Source organism: Cerasicoccus frondis (assembly GCA_031296915.1).
Lineage (GTDB): Bacteria > Verrucomicrobiota > Verrucomicrobiia > Opitutales > Cerasicoccaceae > Cerasicoccus > Cerasicoccus frondis.
In genome coordinates, this window is sequence record JAVDPC010000021.1 from 34,101 (window position 1) to 55,838 (window position 21,738).

General features: G+C 54.6%; 20 protein-coding genes. 13 read left to right on the top strand and 7 right to left on the bottom strand.

Annotated elements, in window-relative coordinates; genetic code table 11:
- Window positions 1-10: 10 nt before the first annotated feature.
- Genes RBB63_RS15930 through RBB63_RS15940 form a run of 3 tightly spaced genes read left to right on the top strand, consistent with a single transcriptional unit; the run spans window position 11 to window position 3,548 of the window.
- Window positions 11-697, top strand: coding sequence for a prepilin-type N-terminal cleavage/methylation domain-containing protein (locus RBB63_RS15930; protein ID WP_309385962.1), 687 nt, complete (start codon window positions 11-13; stop codon window positions 695-697).
- A 4-nt stretch (window positions 698-701) separates the two neighbouring features.
- Entirely contained in the window at window positions 702-2,936 is a 2,235-nt protein-coding gene (locus tag RBB63_RS15935; protein ID WP_309385963.1) for a hypothetical protein, read from the top strand.
- On the top strand, window positions 2,937-3,548 hold the full coding sequence (locus tag RBB63_RS15940) for a hypothetical protein (protein ID WP_309385964.1): 612 nt from the start codon (window positions 2,937-2,939) through the stop codon (window positions 3,546-3,548). It begins immediately after the preceding gene.
- A 5-nt stretch (window positions 3,549-3,553) separates the two neighbouring features.
- On the opposite strand, the gene RBB63_RS15945 is transcribed toward RBB63_RS15940, so the two are convergent.
- Window positions 3,554-5,023, bottom strand: coding sequence for a phytoene desaturase family protein (locus RBB63_RS15945; protein ID WP_309385965.1), 1,470 nt, complete (start codon window positions 5,021-5,023; stop codon window positions 3,554-3,556).
- A 3-nt stretch (window positions 5,024-5,026) separates the two neighbouring features.
- Entirely contained in the window at window positions 5,027-5,887 is an 861-nt protein-coding gene (locus RBB63_RS15950) for a YicC/YloC family endoribonuclease (protein WP_309385966.1), read from the bottom strand.
- Between the two features lie 90 nt (window positions 5,888-5,977).
- Between RBB63_RS15950 and RBB63_RS15955 the strand changes: the two genes are divergently transcribed.
- Window positions 5,978-6,322, top strand: coding sequence for a hypothetical protein (locus RBB63_RS15955; protein WP_309385967.1), 345 nt, complete (start codon window positions 5,978-5,980; stop codon window positions 6,320-6,322).
- 80 nt (window positions 6,323-6,402) lie between these two features.
- Window positions 6,403-6,801: a tellurite resistance TerB family protein gene (locus tag RBB63_RS15960; RefSeq protein ID WP_309385968.1), complete on the top strand. Its 399-nt coding sequence runs from the start codon at window positions 6,403-6,405 to the stop codon at window positions 6,799-6,801.
- Here RBB63_RS15960 and RBB63_RS15965 read toward each other — a convergent pair.
- Window positions 6,798-7,448, bottom strand: coding sequence for a phosphopantothenoylcysteine decarboxylase domain-containing protein (locus RBB63_RS15965; RefSeq protein ID WP_309385969.1), 651 nt, complete (start codon window positions 7,446-7,448; stop codon window positions 6,798-6,800). The two genes, RBB63_RS15960 and RBB63_RS15965, sit on opposite strands and share 4 nt — an antisense overlap.
- Before the next feature lie 85 nt (window positions 7,449-7,533).
- On the opposite strand from RBB63_RS15965, the gene RBB63_RS15970 reads away from it, so the two are divergent.
- Window positions 7,534-8,262, top strand: coding sequence for a VC0807 family protein (locus RBB63_RS15970; RefSeq protein WP_309385970.1), 729 nt, complete (start codon window positions 7,534-7,536; stop codon window positions 8,260-8,262).
- Window positions 8,263-8,828: 566 nt separating this feature from the next.
- On the opposite strand, the gene RBB63_RS15975 is transcribed toward RBB63_RS15970, so the two are convergent.
- Together RBB63_RS15975 and lysS are read right to left on the bottom strand one after the other, a co-directional pair.
- Window positions 8,829-9,467 carry a DUF1801 domain-containing protein gene (locus RBB63_RS15975; RefSeq protein ID WP_309385971.1) on the bottom strand — a complete coding sequence of 213 codons (639 nt, stop codon included), beginning with the start codon at window positions 9,465-9,467 and terminating at the stop codon, window positions 8,829-8,831.
- 107 nt (window positions 9,468-9,574) lie between these two features.
- Window positions 9,575-11,236 carry a lysine--tRNA ligase gene (lysS, locus tag RBB63_RS15980; RefSeq protein ID WP_309385972.1) on the bottom strand — a complete coding sequence of 554 codons (1,662 nt, stop codon included), beginning with the start codon at window positions 11,234-11,236 and terminating at the stop codon, window positions 9,575-9,577.
- Between the two features lie 401 nt (window positions 11,237-11,637).
- Here lysS and RBB63_RS15985 point away from each other — a divergent pair, with 401 nt between their 5' ends.
- The 5 genes from RBB63_RS15985 to RBB63_RS16005 all read left to right on the top strand — a co-directional run bounded on the left by RBB63_RS15985 (window position 11,638) and on the right by RBB63_RS16005 (window position 16,591).
- Window positions 11,638-12,564, top strand: coding sequence for a hypothetical protein (locus RBB63_RS15985; RefSeq protein WP_309385973.1), 927 nt, complete (start codon window positions 11,638-11,640; stop codon window positions 12,562-12,564).
- Window positions 12,565-12,567: 3 nt separating this feature from the next.
- Complete coding sequence (locus tag RBB63_RS15990; protein ID WP_309385974.1) at window positions 12,568-13,494, top strand: PEP-CTERM sorting domain-containing protein; 927 nt, start codon at window positions 12,568-12,570, stop codon at window positions 13,492-13,494.
- A 322-nt stretch (window positions 13,495-13,816) separates the two neighbouring features.
- On the top strand, window positions 13,817-14,743 hold the full coding sequence (locus tag RBB63_RS15995; RefSeq protein WP_309385975.1) for a PEP-CTERM sorting domain-containing protein: 927 nt from the start codon (window positions 13,817-13,819) through the stop codon (window positions 14,741-14,743).
- Window positions 14,744-14,807: 64 nt separating this feature from the next.
- Window positions 14,808-15,698 (top strand): PEP-CTERM sorting domain-containing protein, encoded by an 891-nt coding sequence (locus RBB63_RS16000; protein WP_309385976.1) that lies wholly within the window; start codon window positions 14,808-14,810, stop codon window positions 15,696-15,698.
- On the top strand, window positions 15,695-16,591 hold the full coding sequence (locus tag RBB63_RS16005; protein WP_309385977.1) for a hypothetical protein: 897 nt from the start codon (window positions 15,695-15,697) through the stop codon (window positions 16,589-16,591). Before RBB63_RS16000 ends, RBB63_RS16005 begins: the two co-directional genes overlap by 4 nt.
- Here the strand turns inward: RBB63_RS16005 and RBB63_RS16010 are convergent.
- Complete coding sequence (locus RBB63_RS16010; RefSeq protein ID WP_309385978.1) at window positions 16,588-18,129, bottom strand: class I adenylate-forming enzyme family protein; 1,542 nt, start codon at window positions 18,127-18,129, stop codon at window positions 16,588-16,590. The two genes, RBB63_RS16005 and RBB63_RS16010, sit on opposite strands and share 4 nt — an antisense overlap.
- 184 nt (window positions 18,130-18,313) lie before the next feature.
- Here RBB63_RS16010 and RBB63_RS16015 point away from each other — a divergent pair, with 184 nt between their 5' ends.
- Window positions 18,314-19,225: a PEP-CTERM sorting domain-containing protein gene (locus RBB63_RS16015; RefSeq protein ID WP_309385979.1), complete on the top strand. Its 912-nt coding sequence runs from the start codon at window positions 18,314-18,316 to the stop codon at window positions 19,223-19,225.
- Window positions 19,226-19,234: 9 nt separating this feature from the next.
- On the opposite strand, the gene RBB63_RS16020 is transcribed toward RBB63_RS16015, so the two are convergent.
- Window positions 19,235-20,620 carry a DNA recombination protein RmuC gene (locus RBB63_RS16020; protein ID WP_309385980.1) on the bottom strand — a complete coding sequence of 462 codons (1,386 nt, stop codon included), beginning with the start codon at window positions 20,618-20,620 and terminating at the stop codon, window positions 19,235-19,237.
- Window positions 20,621-20,684: 64 nt separating this feature from the next.
- Between RBB63_RS16020 and RBB63_RS16025 the strand changes: the two genes are divergently transcribed.
- Window positions 20,685-21,659: a sugar ABC transporter substrate-binding protein gene (locus RBB63_RS16025; RefSeq protein ID WP_309385981.1), complete on the top strand. Its 975-nt coding sequence runs from the start codon at window positions 20,685-20,687 to the stop codon at window positions 21,657-21,659.
- Window positions 21,660-21,738 lie beyond the last annotated feature (79 nt).

Here is a 21,738-nt window from a genome sequence, read left to right on the forward strand (position 1 = left end):
TTTCCTAGTCATGCACATGCGACCTGCTAATCCTGCCAGCGCCAAGGCCAAGCGAGGCTTCACCTTGCCCGAGATACTCATTGCCTTGCTCCTGATCACCCTGCTGTCGGCAGGGCTAATCAGCTTCATGCTCGATGTGGCGCGGGGCATTTTCTGGGGCACGGAGAAAGCTGAAATTTCCGAAGACGTTCGCAGCTTCACGATGCGCCTGGCCGCAGAGGCCCGTTCCTCCAACGCCTACATCATCTATAAGAGTTTCGCCCAGGAAGATCGCAATGAAGGCTCTGACCGCCGAGATGACGGCCAAAGTGGCGACTGTCTCGTGCTTTTCACGACCGAACCATACCCGGACGCCGATTCGCCCGAACACTACACCAGCGCAATCATTTATTTCCGCAAAGGGAGCGATGAGTCCGATGGCGTGGGGCCAGTGTATCGCCTTAGTTGGCAAGCAAACCCCAGCCAGTATGTGAATGCCAGTGACGTGCCAATGGAAACCATGCTGGCGAACATCGCTGCGGACGACACCGGGGATTATCCAGTCGTAATCGAGCTCTCCCGCGGCGTCGCCAATGGCCGTTTATTTACGAACTACAAGAACGGAAAAGTCGCTGTGGTGAACGGCGAAATACTTCACGGCAATCAAGTCAAGGAAGTCACCAACACCTATAACCTTTCCATCTCGCCCAGAGGATAACATCATGAAATCTCAACGTCGTCACGGAAACAGCATCATGCTGGTGCTCATCATCGCCACCGCCCTTGGGGGAGTCGTGTTCTCCGCCCTGCGTCTGGTGCGCCATGAATCCACCCTCAACAAACGCGCCAGTATGTATCATGAGGCGCGTCTCGCCGCAGAGACCTTGCTTCAGGCCAGCTTTGCCGAATTGCAATACCGCTTCGATAATCGAGTGGCCTTTCCGCAAGATGAGCTTGCCCCCGAAAACAACCCGCTGGGGATTCCCACGGAATTCATTTCCCGCTACATTGGCAGCGAAACCGAACCAAACACCAATCTGGTCAAGCCGAACACTCTGGTTTACACTTCGATGGATGACTTCAACACGCAGCCAGTGGAAGTCATTGGCGGAGCAGTGCCCCCTGGTGATTGGCGTTTCATCGACCCTACGGTCCCGGGCAACGAAAATGACCCGCTGGCCGGAACAATGAGTTTTGTACGCGGCATTGAAATCCTGGCCAAGGCAACGGTTTCCCGCAAGGGCTGGTCAGACGAGACGACGGCGTATACCCGCCAACTGCTGGAAGTGCGCGACGCTCCCCTCTTTGCTCACGCAATCTTTTACAACCTCCCAATGGAAATCGCGCCTGGACCGACAATGAACATTTACGGCAACGTCCACGCCAATGGAGATATGTATTTGCAGTCCAATAGCGGCTTAACCTTCCACGAAAAAGTCACCTCGGCAGGTGAAGTCTTTCATGGCCGCCGGGGCGAGTCCGGCCAGGGCAACAGCGAAGGGGCCGTCAAAATCACTAACCGCGATGGCGACTTTATTTCCTTAAAGGAAGACAACACCTGGGAGCAGGAAGCCAAGGACTTGCATTCTGGAACTTGGCTCCAAAGCACGGATGAGAACTGGGCCACCGTCGCCAGCCAGTTGTTCGACGGCAATCTTCTCAACAAGTCACATGGCATCTCCAAGCAAAACCCCGTCGGCGTGATGCAATACGTGGAAGACACCGATAGCACTACCAGCGCCAAGGACTCCCTCAACTACGCCTATCAACTGATACAACCGACCCTCTCCAGCTCGGACCTCGTCATTCCAGACGCCACCAGCGACCCAACTGGCTACGAAGAGGCCATCGACCGCAATGAAGTCGAAAAACAGAAGTTCGCCTACAAGGCCGGCCTAACCGTTTCAGTCAATTCATCGGGCGGCGTCTCCATGCACTACTACGAGCGTGATGCGGAAGGCAACCTCAGCTACGACGCCAGCGGCAACCCCAAGAAAGTCACCATCGACCCCAAGAGCAGCTTCGTCGACGTGGAGCACTTCGCCAGCACCGGCAGTGGCAGCTCTGAAGAGGTCACCTCGGGCATGTACGACAAACGCCAGGGCGAAGACTTAAACATGGTCAATGTGGATGTCGGCGCACTCAAAACGTTGATCCATAACAACGATTCCGACGACTTTAATTCCGGTGGCGCACCGAGCGACTGGTGGAACGGCGTCGTCTACGTCGAGTTCCCCGAGCAGAGCTCGACCACGACCCGCACAGATAACGTCAACCCGGCAATCGAAGGCTGGGGCGTTAAAATAACCAACGCTCAGGAAATCCCCAACCCTGACTTCGGACAAAGTAAAGGCATCTACGGCACCAGCTTCGCCACCAACCAGGCGATGTACATTGACGGCCACTACAATGCCGATGGAGACCCGAATACCGGCTCCCCCACTGAGGCTGATAAAAACAGCGACTTTGCCAAGACTGACAGCGAAGCGCCATCCGCCCTCATCGCAGACGCCATCACCTTTCTCAGCACCAATTGGGACGACAGCAAGAGCGCACAGAGCATGAGCAATCGCGTCGCCTCCAGCTTCACCGAGGTTTCCGCCGCCATCCTCTCCGGCATCGTGCCTTCTGGCAAAACCGGCAGTAACAGCTACAGCGGCGGTGTTGAGAACTTCCCCCGATTCCTTGAAAACTGGGATGGCAAAACCCTTCGCATTCGCGGCTCCATCGTGGCCCTTTACGAAAGCGAAGTCGCCAACGAACGTTGGGGCAAGGGAGATGTTTACAGTGCGCCAAATCGCAATTGGGGCTTCCACGACAAGCTAGGCGAAGGTTTCTACCCTCCAGGCACCCCGAGCACGCGGACCTATCGCGGTCGTGATTATCGCGACCTGACCTCCGAGGAATACGAGAGCGCAGTGGCCGAAATCAAAACAACCCTTTCCACCAGCAGCTAGATGAAATTTGCGCTCTTGCTTGGGCTGACCGCGTCGCTGATCGCCCTGCCACGATTCTCCATTGCCGCCCAGGTTTATCCGCTTACGGCCAAGATGGTCACTGAAAAGCTCGAATCCATGGAGCTTCCTCGCATACGCCTGGAGGGTAAACGGGACATTCAGTTGGATTACTACGAAGCTTTCGCCATTGATAAGCCGAAAGACGAATCCTTCCTGATGACCCACCGTTACCTGCCCAATCTGGAATTCTCGCTAACGGTATTTTCCAGCTCCGAGATTCCGGGTGGCGTCACGGCCGACAGCATCACCCGTTACTTGAGAAAAAAGAGCGAAGACGCCGTGAGCCGCAAAGAGTATTTCGAGGTCATTGCCATGCCATCCAACGACTCAGAGCCAACCAAAATTCGGTTCCTTGGCGCTAAGCCCATCACGATTGAATACGCGATCAAGCGGGAAATCAACGGCGAGCCAACCCGGGTTATTGTGCAAGAAAACTGGGCGCAACTGGATGGCGAAACCTACCTGCTCTACCTCGAAGCGCCAGAGGACCGTTTCGACAGCTTTTTCAAGCAAAGTAAAAGCATCGCCAACAGCATGTTTTTCCTGAACTGAGCTGCTTACCGCGCGGCCAACTCTGCAGCCAGACGACCGCTCGTCAGCACTAACGGCATCCCTCCCCCCGGATGAGTCGAGCCTCCGGCGAAGAACACGCCAGGCGCTGGCGCGCGAATGCCCAGGCGTAAAAACGCCGAACGTCGGTCGTTACTCGCTGGTCCATAAATCGCACCGCGCCAGGCCCCATAAGCATCACGCAAATAAGCAGGCGGCAGGCTTTCACGCCAAAGCACTTTGTCCTCCGAATACCAGGGCAAACGTTCCGCCAGTTTCGCACGCACCCGCGCATCGTAATCAACCGGCCAATCCGGCGAACTTTGCGTATCTGGAGCATTGACCAGAACAAACCACGCCTCTTGGCCTGCGGGCGCTTGGCTGGGATCAATTTTACAAGGCGCGGCGATATAGATTGTCGGATCGCGCAAAGGTTGAGGCTCAGCAAACAGATCCGTGAATTCCTGCCGATAGTCTTCATTGAAGAAGATATTGTGGCAGGCCAGCTCCTCGCACTCGCCATTGATCGCCATCAGTTGGACGCTGCCGCTGCTGGAGGCCTCACGCCCCTCCCAGCGCCGCGCCCACTTGCCTGCCTCTGGATGCTCCCGAAACAAAGACCCAGCCAAAGCGGCGACTCCATCCGCGTTAACCACGATCCGCTGAGCTTTCAGGACTTCGCCATTTGCCAGCGCTGCGCCGCTCGCCCTCCCCTGGTCAAACTGCAGGGCATCGACTTGGGCTTCGGTTCGGATTTCTACGCCAAGCTCGGTGGCCAATTGGGCTAATGCCTCGACCAGCCGGTAAATGCCCCCCTGGATGTGCCAGGAACCGAACGCCATTTCGACATAGCTGATTACGTTAAAAGTCGCTGGCGTGCGCCAAGGGTCGGAGCCGTTGTAGGTCGCGTAACGGGAAAACAGCTGCCGCAACTCGGGGGCCTGGAAGTAATGCTCCACGGCTTGGCGCAATGTCCAGGGGCGCATCGCCGCCAAGCCAGCCAGCGCATGCTTTGGGCGGATTTTTAAGGCTATAGACGGCTCCAGCCGATTAAACAGAAACAACGGACCACTGACCTCCCACAGGTCCCGACAGTATTTCATGAAGCGGTCAAACCCCGCCACATCCTGCGGAAAATCCCGCGCCACTCCCTCACGAAAAGCCTCTAGGGAACCTGGCGCATCAAAGCGACGACCATTGGTAAAAAAATAACGACAAGCAGGCGTCACCCGGGTGAACTCCAGGTAATCCTCACGTCGGCGTCCGACCTTCGCAAACAGCTCATCGAGGACGAAGGGCATCGTCAGCAGCGAGGGCCCCGTATCAAATTGAAAGCCCTGCCACTGGCGCAAGTTGCACTTGCCGCCCAAGCGCTTGTTTTGCTCCAGCAGCGTAACCTGCTTCCCAGCGTGCGCCAGATGAATCGCGGCGCTCAAGCCGCCCAGACCGCCACCAATGACAAGGACCGGACTGGCCATTGGCTACTCGATGTTCTGGACTTGCTCGCGGATGCGCTCCAGCTCGTTCTTACACTCAATCACCAAGCGCGTGATCTCAAGGTTGTTGGCCTTACTGCCGATGGTGTTCACCTCGCGGTTGATTTCCTGGCACATAAAGTCGAGCTTGCGCCCGATCTGCTCTTCGCTGCCCAGCGCATCCTGAAACTGCATGAGGTGGCTGGCCAGACGCGTCAACTCCTCCTCGACATCGCAACGATCGGCGAAAATGGAAATTTCCTTGAGCACGCGTTCGTCATCCAACTCCAGCTCAAGCCCTGCCTTTTTCAGGCGCTCCATTAAAGTCTCGCGATAATACTCCACAGACTTCCCGGAAAGCCCAGCAATCTCGACCCGCCACGCTTCCATGCGTTCAAGGCGCTGGCGGATGTCGTCCGCCAAAGCCTGTCCTTCGGTCGCGCGCATCTGCGCGAGGGAATCCAACGCCTCGCCCAGCGTGCCGGCAATGATGTTCCAGGCGTCTTCCCAGTCGATGTCCGCTTGGTTATCTTGCGTATAAGCGGCTAGACGCAGCCAAAAGCTGGCGTCCGTGGTGAGGTTCTGTCCGGCGATTTTCTGCAGCTCCTTAAAGCGCTGCTGAATCACGCCTGCGTCCCACTCTGCTTCCGGGCCGCTCAGGGCGCGCAATTGCAGTTGCACGTGAAATTTACCCCGTTGAAAGCGCCCACGAACTTGCTCCGCAATGACGCGCTCCATGCCTTGCCACTCCCGCGGCAAAGAAGAAGTCAGCTCAAGGTTGCGTCGGTTGACCGAAGAAATTTCCAGAGACACCAGACGCCCCAGGCATTCTACCTGCGCGCGTCCATAACCAGTCATCGAATTCATGGGATGCACCCTAGAGTGTGCCGCCGCCAGCGCAAGGCGGAACCGCGCATTTTGCATTGCCTGCCGTCTGACTTGTGGTAGATGTGTAACATGCCAATCAACCAAGCCTTGCCTAAACTAGCCATTCTCGGGCTGGCGATTACCTGTGCTTCTCCCACCTTCGCCCTCTACAACAATGGATACTTAATCGCCTGCCCTTCCCAAGCAGAATTGGCCAACAGTTGGCTGGGCGATGTGCTTCCCGCATTGTCGCTCGAAGCCCCCAAAGCGCCCGCCAAAAGCGAACCGCAGCGCCAAGTAGGCATCGACGCCTACAGCGGCGAAATCAAATTTCCAAGCTTGAGTCCAACAACGGATTTCGAGGCGCAAGGCGCGGTATTTGACGTGCCGGAAACCGACTTTTCGCGCTACGGTAAGGCATTTGCCGAAGATTAATAGAGCATCATCGCTGAGCGATTTTCCAAGTTGCAGTGCAGCGAAAAAACCTTATGATCAGTAAGTAACTCCTGTTCCGTATGATTAAAAAAGAACTTTCTCTTGCGGTCGCTAAAGTCCTCATTGCCGCTGCCTGGGTTGACGGCGTTGTGCAGCCTGAAGAAGAACGTTTCCTGAGTGATTTCATCTTGCGCATGCCTGGCATCGACGAGAACACCTGGAGAGACCTGTCGCCCCTCCTGGAGCGCCCCATCTATGAAGCGGAGCGCATTCGCATGCTGCGCGATATGCGCCTCCTCATTGCAGACCAGAAAGATCGACGCTTCGCGATTCAGGCCATCAATCAGCTCTTTATTTCCGATGGCGAGATCGCCCCGGAGGAAGAAGAAGCCGTCCGCCAAATGGTCAGCATCATCAATGGCGATGAAACCGCAGTTTACCAGGAAATGCTGAAGATGATTCAGCGTCTCGCCAGCTAAGCCCTTATTTCCGCCAGCCTGGCAATGAGTTGCCGGGCGACTTCCACTTTGCTCGCTGGCCCCAATGTCCGGTGAGAACCGTCACGGCCAATCAGTTGGATTTCGTTATAATCCGACTCGAAGGCGCCGCCTGCCGCCACCGAATTGGCGCAGATGAAATCCAAGTTTTTCTCCTGTAGCTTCTTGCGCGCGTAGGCTTCGACGTTCTCCGTTTCAGCGGCGAAGCCGACTACCATTTGGCCAGGCTGCTTGCTTGCAGCGACGGTCTTTAAAATATCCGGCGTGGGCTCGAACTCGACGACGCGGGAAATATCCTGCTTCTTCACCTTCTGGGGGGAGGTCTGCCTGGGCCGCATGTCGCAAACCGCCGCCGTCTTAATGAGCACGTCACACTGGGGGAAACGGCGTTGCACGGCCGCCAGCATTTCCTCGCCCGTAACGACTTGCTCGCACTCCACACCCTCCGGCGCAGGCAAGGCCACCGGGCCGGAAACGAGCTCGACCGCCCAACCGATGTCACGCGCAGCTTCGGCAATCGCATAGCCCATCTTCCCGCTGGAGGGGTTCGTGATGAAGCGCACCGGATCGAGCCATTCCCGCGTGGGACCCGCCGTAATCAGGCAGCGTATCGGCTGTGAAGTACTCATCTGCCCTACGATTATCGACCCTGCGCGCAAGGCAACGTCTATTTGAGGGTTGACTAGGCCGCCCACGCAAGTGATCACCCTCCGCATGCCTACCGCACCACAGCGCGAAAATCTCTTCGCGAACCTGGGATTCAACCTGTTGCTCCCCGTTCTGATCCTCAATAAAGGCAGCAAGTGGCTGCCCACAGTGGACCCGGCGTTGATCATGCTGCTCGCGCTGCTCTTTCCCGTTGGGTATTTCGTTTACGATTACCAGAAGCGCAAGAAGCGGAACCTGATTTCCATCCTTGGCGCAGTCGGCGTGCTGCTGACTGGGGGGATCAGCCTGATGAAGCTCAACCCGATGGTTTTTGCGATCAAGGAAACGCTCATGCCGCTGCTGATCGGCATCGCCGTCGTCGTTTCGACCAAAACCAAGAATCCGCTCATCCACGCCCTGCTCTACAATCCTGAGCTGTTCGACACCGAAAAAATCGACCGCCAGCTCGACACGCCCGCCAAGCAGTCCGCCATGGACAAGCTTATGCTGCAAAGCACCTGGATCATCGCGGCGTCATTTCTGGTAAGCGCCTTCCTGAACTTTTTCCTGACCCGCATGATCGTGAAGACCGACCCGCGCATCGATCAGGCTGCTTACAACGCCGAAGTTGGCACCCAGTACTGGGTCAGCATCGTGGTAATCGGCGCCTGCACGTTGCCTATCAGCATTTACGCCATGTGGAAGCTCTTCAAGGGCATTGAGGGCCTAACAGGTCTCAAACTCGAAGAATGCATGCACGCGCCGGAAGCTGAAAAAGAGCAGAAAAACGGCTGAGGGGGGGTAAATCCGCCGCCCAATAGAACTGTCAGAGAACAAACACCCTGCCCGTTCGCCCAAGATAGGCGCAGGTAGGGCCGCCGTCCGGAGCAAATCCGAAACCAAGCGTCGCCGGGCACAATGGACCCGGCGTTCACGTCGCTCACGCAACTGCGCAGGCTGGCATAGACGGCGCCTGAGACTGGCGGTGCAAACCGATTAAGCTCTGCGGGCGTCCCTGACGAAGCAGCTGTCACCTGCCTCGTCAGCGAATATGCCCGGTCGACGAGCCCAGCGTCAGGCGCACATCGCAAGCGCGTTCGTAAACGACTCGACTACGGCCAAGGACGCTATGGCGGGCGTCCCACAACTGGAAAAAATGGCGTCATAGATACAGATAAGTGATTAAAAAACCACTATGACGCCTTGCATGTAGTTTCGCAAGAAACATATGCTCGCACGAGCATTTTATTAGTGAGTAGCTCTCACGATTAACCCGTCCTGATAATCAAGCACTTAGGAACCTGAAAACGGTAAAAATCGGCGTATCAGCTTAGGGAAATGTGCTTCCGCAAAGCGAAAAATCATCCGAGAAACTTGTGCGAGCCGTCACAGCCCGGCATTCGCTTGGAGTGGCCACAGGTGCAGTCGTTCATGCCGTAGCCGTCCATGATGCGCGGCATCATTTTCTCAATGCGATTCGTGCGCGTCGCGCTTTGTTTGGCCGAGGAAAAGTGCAAAACGTAGGCCCGCTGACGGCCCGGCGTGAGCTTCTCCCAAGCTGACTGAAAACTCGGATCGACATCAAACTCCGCCTGCAGCTCTTCCGGAATTTCAAAGCGGTTGCTCTCCTTAAAATCGACTTTGAGCCCCTGCTTTTCGTTGGCGATGGCCTCAGCGATGTAGGCCCGCAGCACGGACTCGATCTCGTCGATCTGCGCCACGCTGGTGAACTTGATCACCCGCGCGGACTGCGTATTCTCGCCCGGTTTGCCAAGGATACGCTCCTCATCCTTCAGCAACGCCCCTTTGAAAAAACTCAACGCACACGCGGCCTTCAAACTACCAAGAATGACCACGTTGCCGCCGTCAATGGAGTAGCACGGCTGCTTCCATTTGAACTCTTCAGAGAGCCCGCAATCCAACAAGATCGCACGCAACCGCGTAAGCTCCGCGCACCAGTCAGGAGATTCAGCAAGGTAGGCGTCAACGGCAGCGTTCATCTTTCTACCACTATTCAAAATTTCGCGCTCTTTGCGATCTTCCTGTTTAACAAAAAGCGCCCTGCTCCATCGGAGTCAGGACGCTAAAGTTTTCAGCGATTGGCCAACTACTCCGCGTTTACTTTGTTGCGCAAAGTTGGGAACAGAATGGTGTCGCGGATGTTCGATGCGGTCGTCAGCAGGATGACCAGGCGGTCGATGCCGATGCCCATGCCGCCGGCGGGAGGCATGCCGTGCTCGAGGGCCACGAGGAAGTCTTCGTCGAGGTCTTGCGTCTCTTCGCCGACTTGCGCTTCAAACATCTCACGCTGCACGAAGGGGTCGTTCTGCTCGCTGTAAGCCGGGGCGATTTCCTGGCCGTTGATGCAGAGTTCGAACACGTCCAATGAGCCGTCGCCTGACTCGTTGAGCTTGGCCAGCGGGCAAAGTTCCTTCGGGATGCGGGTGACGAATGTCGGCTGGATCAGCGTGGGCTCGATCAGCTTTTCAAAGACGTCGTTGGTCACTTCGAAATCAGCGGCTTCGGGGTCCACTTGGATGCCCAGCTTGGCGCAGGCGGCCAGCTTTTCCTCGCGACTGCGGCTGAACCAATCGGCGTCACCGGTCGCTTCGATGATGAGGTCGTTGTATTGCGCCTCACGCCACGGAGCAGCGAAGTCGATCACCTCGTCCTTGCCGTAAACCGGGATCTGATACGTGCCGAGCACCTTCTCGCAGAGGTGCATGATCAGGCCCTTCACGAGGTCCATCATGCCGCGGTAGTCGGTGTATGCCTGGTAAACCTCGAGCATCGTGAACTCGGGGTTGTGGCGGCGGGAAAGGCCCTCGTTGCGGAACACGCGGCTGAGCTCGAACACGCGGTCAACGCCGCCGACGAGCATGCGCTTGAGGTGCAACTCCAGTGCGATGCGCAGGTAGAAATCGCAGTCCAGCGCGTTCATGTGCGTGACGAACGGACGCGCGGCGGCGCCACCGGCCACGTTGTGCAGGCAGGGTGTTTCGACTTCGGCGAAATCCTTGTCCCACAGGTAGCGGCGGATTTCTTTTACGATTTCGCTGCGCTGACGGAAGCGTGTGCGGCTCTCCTCGTTGCTGATCAGGTCGAGGTAGCGCTGACGGTAAATCTGCTCGCTGTCGGTCATGCCGTGGAACTTCTCCGGCAGCGGACGCATCGACTTGGAGACGATCGCGTAGTCCTTGAAGTGGACCGTGATCTCGCCCGTCGAGGTGCGGAAAGTCTGGCCGCGAACACCGATGATGTCGCCGATGTCGACCATCTTCTTGAAGAAGTCGTTGTATTCGCCCTCGGGGAGGTCGTCGCGGGTCACGTAAAGCTGGATGACGCCGTCGCGGTCGAGGATCTTCATGAAGCTCGCTTTGCCCATCACGCGGAAGGTGATGACGCGGCCCGCCATCGAGACCTCGGGGCCCATGGGGACTTCCGGCTTCTCGGGGACTTCGGGCAGCTCAAACGGGTCCTGCTGGGTGATCTCGCCGGCCTGAATCTTGGCGCGGCGCTCCATCTTGGCGGCGTTGAGTTTCTCGGCAGCAGCCTCGTAAACCTCGAGCTCGGCTTTCACCGTCGGATTTGCGTCAAAGAAAGCGGCTTCTTCGGCTTCAAATTGCGCGAAGGCCTGCTTGCTGGTGTGCGTCTGTTCCCAGTTGGCGCGGAAGGGATCGCGGCCGGCTGCGCGCAGCTTGTCGAGCTTTTCGCGGCGCACGGCGAAAAGGTCATGGGAATTGTCTTGATCGGGCTGTTTCTGGCTCATGAGAAGCGGGAAACGCTGAACGCCGGAGCCTCGCTTGGCAAGGGGGAAATCGGCGGTGCATAGCTTCTAATGGTCGGGCCGGTGAAGCCGCACACCAAGTAAAATTCGTGTAATTTACCTCACTCCCCCGATTTCATTAATATACCATTAAGTTTCAGCCTGCTAAAATCTAGATATGAGAACATCTTCTTCTCTACTGCTAGCGCTCCTACGATTGAGTCACGTTTCTTCAGCGAAGTCCTCGGATGCCCTGATAGTTGATATTATCAACCTATATACACCGACTGCCGACGGTGATGATGAGTTTCTTGCCCCTCAACATCGACTTAACGGCCCAGAGCCTCGGCTCAAAATGGTCTAATACGTGCTAAAAATAACATAACCAATTGATTGAAATGCACATGAGAACTTATCTAGCGCCGTTCCTACTCTCGCTCCTTGGGCTGGGTTGCAGCCTTCAGGCGAAAAGCAATCAACATATCGAAGCCTACATTTTTGAGTACAATTCCAACTTATACATGACCATGTATGGCTCTCATCAGACAGAGCATGGGTCATCAAATGACTCATATAATTTCAAAAGGTCCAGTGAAACGGTAGATTACGCCACGCTGGAAACATCCATCACGCCCAACAAGGGATATATTTCCTTTCTGGATTCTTCCTATACCAGCGACGAATATACAGTCGATGACTGGTATTCATCGACCAGCGACGCACTGACGGATGATAACGATTCAGGTTCAGGTTATTACTTCGGCAGTGCCGACACCATCACTTTTGACTCGGGCACAACCTACTCGGCCTCTTCGGGCGGGTCCTACTTATTCCGCTATGCGCCTTTTCATGAAAATCATGAGGGCTGGATGGTCAACGTCTATACTGAGGAAGACTACAGCCAAGAAGACACCATGGCATTCTTTGCCATGGCTAGTGGCAAAACGCTCGATGACATCGGGCTGAGTGATTATTCCGACAATTACGATAGCGTATCTTTCACCAATACGAACGATGAAGAATATACCTTTGATGCCTATATTTTTGAATGGAAAACAAAGCTCGATGAATATTCCGGCGTACAGTATTACAAATTGACGGTCGCCCAAACGGATGTCCCTGAGCTCATCGCAGACGTCATTGCTTATTCGGGTGGTTTTACCGTGTCCGAATTGGAAGAAATGTACGAGCTTATTTATGACGGCAACACGTCCTCCGGCGGTGATGAGTTTCTGGTGGACCCCACCGTCCCCGAGCCGTCGACCTATGCATTGGGCTTGGGCCTCTTAACGCTGGGCACGGTGATTTACTGTCGTAACCAGCGGAACTAAGCCATGCATAAACGCTTCATGAGAACTTACACCACATCCCTACTGCTCGGCCTACTTGGACTGAGTTGCAGTCTTCAGGCGGAAAGCGACCACGCTATCAACGTCTACATTTTTGAGTACAACTCCAACTTGTACATGACGATGTATGGCTCACATCAGACAGACCCTGGGGAAGTTGAGAATTTTGAAAAGAAAACTAAAACGGTGGATTACTCCACGCTGGAAACTTCCATCACACCCAAAGACGGCATTGTTTCTTTTTTAGATTCTTCGTATACCAGCGATGAGTATACTATCGACGAATGGTCTTCTTCATGGAACGGGTGGCACACGCTGGTGGATGAAAGCGATTCTGGTGGTTATGACTTCGGCAAAGGCGACACCATCACCTTTGACTCCGGCACAACTTACTCGGCCTCTTCGGGCGAGTCCTATTTATTCCGCTTTGCGCATACGTATGATTCAGGACTTGGGCACGGCGCCAAAGTCTACATCGAGAAAGGCTACGATCAAAGCAACACCATGGCGTTCTTTTCCATGGCTAGCGGGAAAACTCTCGATGACATTGATCTAAGCAATCATTCAGATGAAAGCGTATCTTTCACCAGCACGAATGACGTTACATACGATTTCGATGCCTATTATTTCCAATGGAAAGTACATCAAGGCCCTACTGAAGGCAAACAATACTACAACTTCACCATTGCCGAAACCGATGACCCTGAGCTCATCGCAGACGTCATTGCTTATTCGGGTGGTTTTACCGTGTCCGAATTGGAAGAAATGTACGAGCTTATTTATGACGGCAACACGTCCTCCGGCGGTGATGAGTTTCTGGTGGACCCCACCGTCCCCGAGCCGTCGACCTACGCATTGATTCTCGGTTCGCTGACCTTGGGCGCGGTGTTTTGGCAACGCCGCAGAGGCTAACGCCTCAATAGTAGCTCCAGCACTGAATACGCTGAAAGCGGGGTATTGAGTCGCCGGACCAATTGTCCGAACCAACTCAACGCGTTCCCCACGCACCGTTTCTGGCTCATGAGAAGCCGGAAACACCTAGGCCAGGGCGCCACAGCAACAAGTGGACAACGCAAAGTCGTCGCCGCTGCCCCGGAGTAGAGTAATTTAAAGGCAGCACAACGGTGAAACTGTAGCTAGACCGTTTAAGGGCCGGGCCACACTGGGTAGTCAGACTTTCCTGAGTCGCCAGCGCATTAAGTCTGCTTTCATGTTCTCATGGTATAATGGCGGCATGAAGCAAAATCTAATCCTACTGTTAGCCTCCTCCTTCATGTGCGGTCACATTGCCTCAGCAAACCACCACATGTATGTCTACCTCCTAGAGTACAATAGCAATCTCTACATGACCATGTATGGAACCCAACTCACGAGCGGCTCCTATACCAAGGCAAGTGGGCATGAAACCGTGACCTCAAGCAACGGGCAAACGCGGTTCGATCCCACCAATGGGTTGTTCGCGTTTCTGGATTCGGATGACTACGATGAAGACAACTCGGCGTCGCACTATTATTCCTCTTACGACTTTTTCTACCCGACCACAGCCTATGACGAATCCGTTGACGGAACAAAGTCTGATTTCGCGTGGGGAACTGGCGATGTCATATACTTTGATGAAGACAGCACCTATTCCGCCGGTGCGTCGTCCCTCTTTCGTTACTACACGGTGCATGGCGAAAACGACGACGCCAGCGGCAGCGCCCTAGTTGAAGCAGGCTATGACGACTCGGACACCATGGCTTTTTTCTCCAAGGCTACTGGTTACACCATCGACGACATTGGCCTCACCGATGATCCGCTAACGTTTGATTACAGCGACTACGAAACGGACATCGAATTCACGAGTGCTGACGGTGATAAATGGGAGTTCTCCGGCTATCAGTTCGAGGTAAAAATCCACATCTCGGGCAAAACCAGCCAATATTACTACGTCAACATAGCCGAGATCACCAAATATGAATTACTAACAGACCTTGTTGAATACAGCGGTGAATTCTCGGACTCGCAATTAGACGAGATTATAGATCTTTACCTAACGACCTCCGGCGGCGATGACCTGATCGAACTCCCGGGCATTCCCGAGCCATCGACTTATGCTTTGGCCTTTGGCATCTTGGCGCTGGGCGCGACTGCAAGAGTCCGTCGACGAAAAAAGGAATAGTAAGTTAAAACACATCTCTGGAGAAAAAATGAAAAACCGTATATGCATACTCTCTCTACTGCTCATGAGTAACCTTTACTCGTTTACGAATTACACGACGACGTTCTATATATTTGAATATGATAGTAATTTGTATATGATAATGTCTGGTCAGCAGCAGACGGATGCTACATTTGACATTGCTACAACAGGTTTTTTCTATAATTTTGCAGTCGCCACTGAAACCAGCAATTATGATAATCTAGAGACCAAGATTGTCCCTAAAGATGGCATCGTTTCCTTTCTGGATTCAGATTACAGCGGTGATGACTACGATGTGAGTCGTTACGCAAGCACGGCTTTTAAAGGCGACGACGCCCCCCATGGCAGTAATGCCTTTGGCGATGGCGGAGAGATCGTTTTCGACTCAAATAAGACCTATTCTTCAAAATGGAACTACTACCGTTACTATGCTGATGAGAATATCTATATTAGCACCGAGACAAGCTATAAACAAGACGACGACATGGCTTTCTTCTCCATCGCCAGTGGCTACTCGCTCGATGACATCGGCATCACCAGCGGATACGATGACTACTATGGAGAGGAGACCATTGGAGATGGCGACTTGCAGGTAACTTTCCATCTTTATTACCTTTCGTGGAAAGTTGATGAAGCCGAATCTCAGGGAGAACAAAAGTTCGAATTTTATTTGGCCACTATCGGTGGCTACGACTCTCTCATCGAAACACTGGAGGCGGTAGACGCCTTCGACGATGACGAGTTCGACGATATCGAAACGCTGATTGCTGAAAGTCTTGATACCGGCAACTCAAACTCTGGCGACGACCTAATCGTAATCGAAGAGCCCAGTGTCCCTGAGCCCTCGACTTATGCTTTGCTTTTAAGTATTAGCACACTCACCGCTACCGCTCTGGCTCGTTCGCGTAAATCGCAATTAAACAAGTCTACATGATGAAGCATTACCACTTGCTCACTGCGCTCGCCATAATAAGCGGACCCATTTGCTCGGCCAACTCTCGTGCGATGTACGTCTATGTCATCGAGTATGATAGTAACCTATACATGATGATGGGCGGTTCGCAGATCACCAGTTCGTCTGGAGATTGGACTCGGTCAACCACATCAGTAGATTACGACACATTGGAAACCTCAATTAACCCCCAGACCGGCGAAATCTCTTTCATCAATTCTTCATATGCTGTCGAGGGCGCTACCTATGACTCTTATCATATGGAATCTTATACTGAGGTCAGTAACGACCCAGAGCAGATCAAAGATACCGATGTTAGTAACTTTGGCAGCGGCGATGAAATCTATTTTGATTCAGGCAGCACCTACTCAAACGACTATTACTGGTTCTACATAAATCCTAGTGATATTAATTACAACGGCAGAGTCTACATACCGACCGCTTATGATCAATCTGTCGACATGGCTTTTTTTGCCAAGGCCTCCGGCTATACCATCGATGATTTTGATGTAACCGGCTTCGACTCTGACTATGAAAAATTCTACAGTCAGCTGAGCATAACTTTGGGCGATATAGAATGGACATTCGATGGCTATGAATTTGGCTGGAAATGGTCATATCCTAACAACACAGCGCAACACTACTATACCTATCTGGCTAAGGTAACGAACCGAGACTTCTTAATTGACGTCCTGGATGACATCGGTGGATTTTCCGACGATGATCTGGATGGAATTTACGACCTGATCACCAGCTCATCCGATGAACTACTCGTACTCCCAGGCGTTCCCGAGCCTTCGACCTATGCGCTTGGCTTAGGCATCTTGTCGCTGGCCGCAACAGTGCTCGTGCAAATGCGCCGACGCCAGTGCTAAGCGCCCGCGACTGAATCCAAAGCCAACTGCTTCATTTTGGCGCGGTCGAGTTTGCCGCTGGAATTCGTCGGCATACGCTCAAGCAGAATGATGGATTCCGGCGCCTTGTAGGCTGCAATGTGGTGGCGCGCGTAGTCGATGAGTTCGGCCTCGGTCACGGATTGCCCAGGGCGTAATTCAACGATGCCACAAACCTTTTCGCCGTAGATCGCGTCTGGCAGGCCAACGACACAACTACTCATCACTGCCGGATGGTGGTCGAGCACTTCCTCAACTTCCTGCGGCGCGATGTTTGAGCCGTGATGGACGATGATCAATTTGCTCCGTCCCTCAAACCAATAGTAGCCGTCCGCGTCGCGGCGTGCGCGGTCGCCAGTGTTCAACCAGCCATTGCACTTCGTTTGCGCAGTCACTTGCGGGTTGTTCCAATACTCCACAAAGATGGCGGGCGATTTCACCCACAGGTCGCCGATTTCGCCATCCGGCGCCAATCCGCCATCTGGCAAGCGCAGTTCGATCTCCACGCCGGGCACAACCGGCCCCATGGAGCCAGGAACATTCGGGCGTTGAGCGGAATTGGCGGCAATCGGCACGCACTCAGTCATGCCATAGCCTTGCAGGGGCGAGAGGCCCGTCAGCGCCTCGATTTTTTCGTGCAGCTCTGGTGTCGCCTTATCGCCGCCCGTCATGATAACTTTAACGCAGCTCCAATCCAGCGTCTTGGCCTCAGGATGCTCCAACAGCAGCACCAAGTCTGTCGGCATCAGCACTAGGTCACTGCACTTCCATTTGCGTATCGTGTTCAGCAGTTCGCCGATTTCCCGTTTTTCGATCAACGCACAGGCGCAACCGGCATAGGCGTTGCGTATTAAGTGTAAGCAGATGCCGCCAATGTACAAAGCCGATAAGTAGACCGCCGTCGTGGGTAGATTGGACGTATCATAGAGCTCGACATTAAATCGAACCGCGTGGAATAAAGTGCGGTGGCTATGGATGACGCCCTTGGGCCGGGCGGTGGACCCACTGGTATGCAACATGATGGCGGGCGCATCCAGCTCGACCTCCGGCCAAGCTGGCGTTTCCACATCGGCAATAAACGCTTCGTAATCCACCCAATGGTCGATGCCGTCCTTGGCTCCATCGACAATAATCGTGTGGTCGTGCAGTTCCCCCTTACGACATAGGGGCTGGACTAACGGAAAATACTGCGAGCTGACAATCAATGCCGCCGCGCCGGAATTAACCAATACATAACCCGCCTCACGCTGCGTGTAGCGAGTGTTGATCGGCACTGCGATGACACCTAGTCGGAAGCACGCAAAGTAAGCGTAAACCAGCTCAGGCCGGTTGCACATCATAACGGCAACACGGTCACCGGGCCGAATGCCGGAGCGCCATAACGCGGCGGCCAACGCTTTTGCGCGGTCATTGACCTCACTAAACGTGATGATCTCATCGCGATAATACAGGTAGGGCGCACTGGGTTTGACATCAGCCCAGTGCTGAAGCAGAGAATGCAGGCAGCTTTCCACAAACATCAGCTTATGAACTGCGCTCCGCTGCACAATCGAAAACGCCAAAGTTGCCGCTAGATGAATTCATTTTAACCAAGATGTACGGCATCAGCCGAGCGCTACGATGCGGAATCAATCCGCCCCAACCAACCACGTGCTGCACACTCATTAAGCTGGCCTTCATTTAAGGTGTGTTATAATCTTAGGCATGAAAACGCTTCATCTGATTTCCGCGTTACTACTCCTCTGCTTCAAAACTTATGCCGACCACGAGACCGATTTCTATATTATAGAATACGATAGCAACCTATACATGACTGTGTATGGCCAACAGGAAACTGCACAGCACTATTTTGGTGCAATCAACATAGGTAATTTTGAAAAGAAAAGTGTGACCGTCGATGCCAGTTCGCTGGCGACTTACATCAATCCGAGTGCGGGCGAAGTCGCCTTTTTCGCCTCCAATGTGATCTCCGATGATGTAACGGCCGAACGGTACGCAACAACTGCCGCTGAAGGACTTGCGAGGGCTAACGGACAAGACACGAATAATTTCGGCACGGGTGGAACGATCAGCTTTGATTCGGGCTCCACTTACACCGGTTCGGCTTCACATTTTTACGCCTACCTTCCCTATCATGACTCATCCAATAGCACCGTCAGCGTCTATGTAGAAAGTGACTACAGTGAGTCAGACACCCTGGCCTTCTTCTCGAAGGCGACAGGTTACACCCTCGACGACGTCGGCATTACCAGTGGCTACGAAGACTACTACGAAGAACTAACGGTTGAATATGCGGATGACGCGTCAGTATCGTTCTCTGGCTACCATCTAAGATGGAGTGTCGATTCGGATACGCTGATTGGAGAAACACAAATCTATAACTTTTACCTGGCGAAAACCAGCAGTGGCAGCTTGGTCGAAGACATTGCCAGAGCCAGCGGAGAATTCTCCGACACTCAACTCAATGAAATCATCGAACTAATCTATTCCACTGACGACTCCTCCGGCGGTGACGATTTGATCGAGATTCCAAACGTGCCGGAACCATCAACTTATGCGCTGCTAGCGGCGACGCTCACGCTCGGCGCCACGCTACTCTATCGACGGCGCAAGTAACTGTGAGGTTCACTCTTCGACGTCGGACGCGGAGTCGAGTTGGATCTGGGCGTCTTCGAGCTCAGGTAATTCCTTGTCCGAACTGACATGGAGCTCCTTGAAGCGTCGGGCGGACACGAGCACGCGACGCTCAAACGACGACACTGCCTTATTGTAAGAGCCCGTTGCGCTGTCGAGCCCCTTGCGAATGCCGTCCAGATGCTTCGCCATGACGGTGATGCGGTCATAGAGGTCCTTACCCAGCTCACTGATTTTCTTGGCCTCCGCCGCAATGGCCTCCTGACGCCAGCCGTAGGCGACGGCCTTGAGCAGCGCAATGAGGGTGGTCGGCGTGGCGAGGATGACGCGGTTATCAGAACCATACTCAATGAGACTGGGGTCCTGCTCCAGCGCAGCGGAGAAAAACGTTTCGCCCGGCAGGAAAAGCACGACGAATTCCGGCGTTTGCTCAAACTGGCTCCAGTAGCGCTTTTCGCCGAGTTTCTTCAGGTGGTCCCGCACCTGGCGCGCATGATCCTGCATGAGTATTTTCTGCGTCGCGGCGTCCTCAGCCTCCAACGCATTGAGGTAGGCTTCGAGCGGAGCCTTGGCGTCGACAATGACTTGGCGCTCATTAGGAAGGCGGATCACCATGTCTGGGCGTAGGCGGCCTTCTTCGGAGTTGACGTTTTCCTGCTCCTGAAAATCGCAATAGTTGATCATGCCGGCCATTTCGACCGTGCGACGCAACTGCATCTCCCCCCAGCGACCACGGACCTGCGGCGCGCGCAGCGCCTTGACCAGGTTCGCCGTCTCCTGCTGGAGGCTCTGCTGAGTCGTCTGCATATGCTTAAGCTGCTCCTGCAAGCCCTGGTAGGCGCCTTCGCGGGCCTTTTCCATGTCGGTGATGTTCTTCTGGACTTTGTCGAGGGACTCGCTGATCGGCTTGACCATCTGGTTGATGGCCTGCTGACGTTTCTCCAGCTCTCCCTTGGCCCCTTCCTGATAGCGCCCGAGCGTCTGAGTCGCGGCCTTGATAAAATCCTCGCTGTTGGCGCGCAGAGCGTCGGCGGACAACCCTTTAAATGTCTCCAGCAATTGAAGTTTGACCGTCTCGAAGTTTTTGAGCTGTGCGTCGATGGACTTGCGGTCCTGCTCGCGCAGCGTCTCGGATTCGCGCAGTTGCAGGGCGATGTCGCTCGCGGCCTGGGTGCGCTCGGCCAATGTCTTTTCAAGGGTGGCAGCACGATCGGTGAGCTGCTCGATCTGTTGTCTGGCCAGAGCAAGCTCCGTGGCGGCGCTGGCTTGGGCGGCCTCCCGGACAGCCTTGAGCTGGCGGCCCAGCACCACCCAACCGACGGCGGCGCCCGCCGCCAGACCGACTATAAAAATGACTATGCCCGTTATTGCATCCATGTGGGAACTTATGTCACTCTACCCCGTCCAACCTTTCCGTTGCTGGCAACGATAATCCAACTCAATGACTCGTCGACTCCCCATTTTCCTCCTCATTTTCTTCTCCATGCTCGCTGCGCTGAACGTGGACGCCGCACGACCTCGGGAAATTTGGGAGCGCTATACGGTGGCTTACATTGGGGAACGGCGCGATGACCCGATCAACGGCGCCGTCATCCATGGCGCCCGTCAGGCAGCCGATATTCTGGAGCACGAGTATAACTTGGAAATCACCATTCTCGACCTGACGCCAAAGACTCCGGCAGGCCAGGAACAAGCGCTTCTCGACGCTTACGTGAAGGGCGCCAAGGCCGTGATTCTTAATCCGGCGCAATCCGGCGATAGCCAAAAGGCGCTGGAGGTGCTTGAGCAGCAGCAGGTTCGGGTCATCACAATTGACCACGATACCCCCGAAGCATTGCGCTGGTTTCACATCGAGAGCGACTATGATTCGATGGCGGAAACAGCATTCAATGCGATGCTCGAGCGCATGCCCCGGCGCGGCGGCCAAGTCGCCATCCTGTCCGGCGATCTCGACAACCCGATCAACGCCAGTCGACTGGCCCTCATTCAGCGACTAGCCAATGAATCGCCCAAGGTTAGCATTCAGGGCGTCTACGCGTGCCAGGAAGATTTAAGTGACTCGCTCACCGTGCTAAGGACAACGGAAGCCGGTGACCGGGATGAAGAGATAACTGGCTGGATTTTGCTGGGGCCCTGGCCTCTGATGGGCGCCGCTCCCCTCCCCTGGACACCGGGCGAAACGCGTTGCGTCCTAATCGACGCGCTACCGCAAAACCTGGGCTATCTGGCGCGCGGACAAGTCGACGCGCTGGTCGCAGAAACGTATTTTGAATGGGGGCGCATCGCCATGGACGCGGCAATCGAGAACGTGCATAATCAAAAGCTGGACCACGTAAACGTCCAGACTGGCGGTCAGCTAATCACTTTGGAAAACCTGCCACAAATCGGGCAGGATTGGGCTGCCTGGCTGCAATAGACGAGTTCATCTCGACCAGCGGCAGGCTTAGCGACCGCACGAAGTGATCTACTAATGGGGGAATTTTTTGGCACAAATG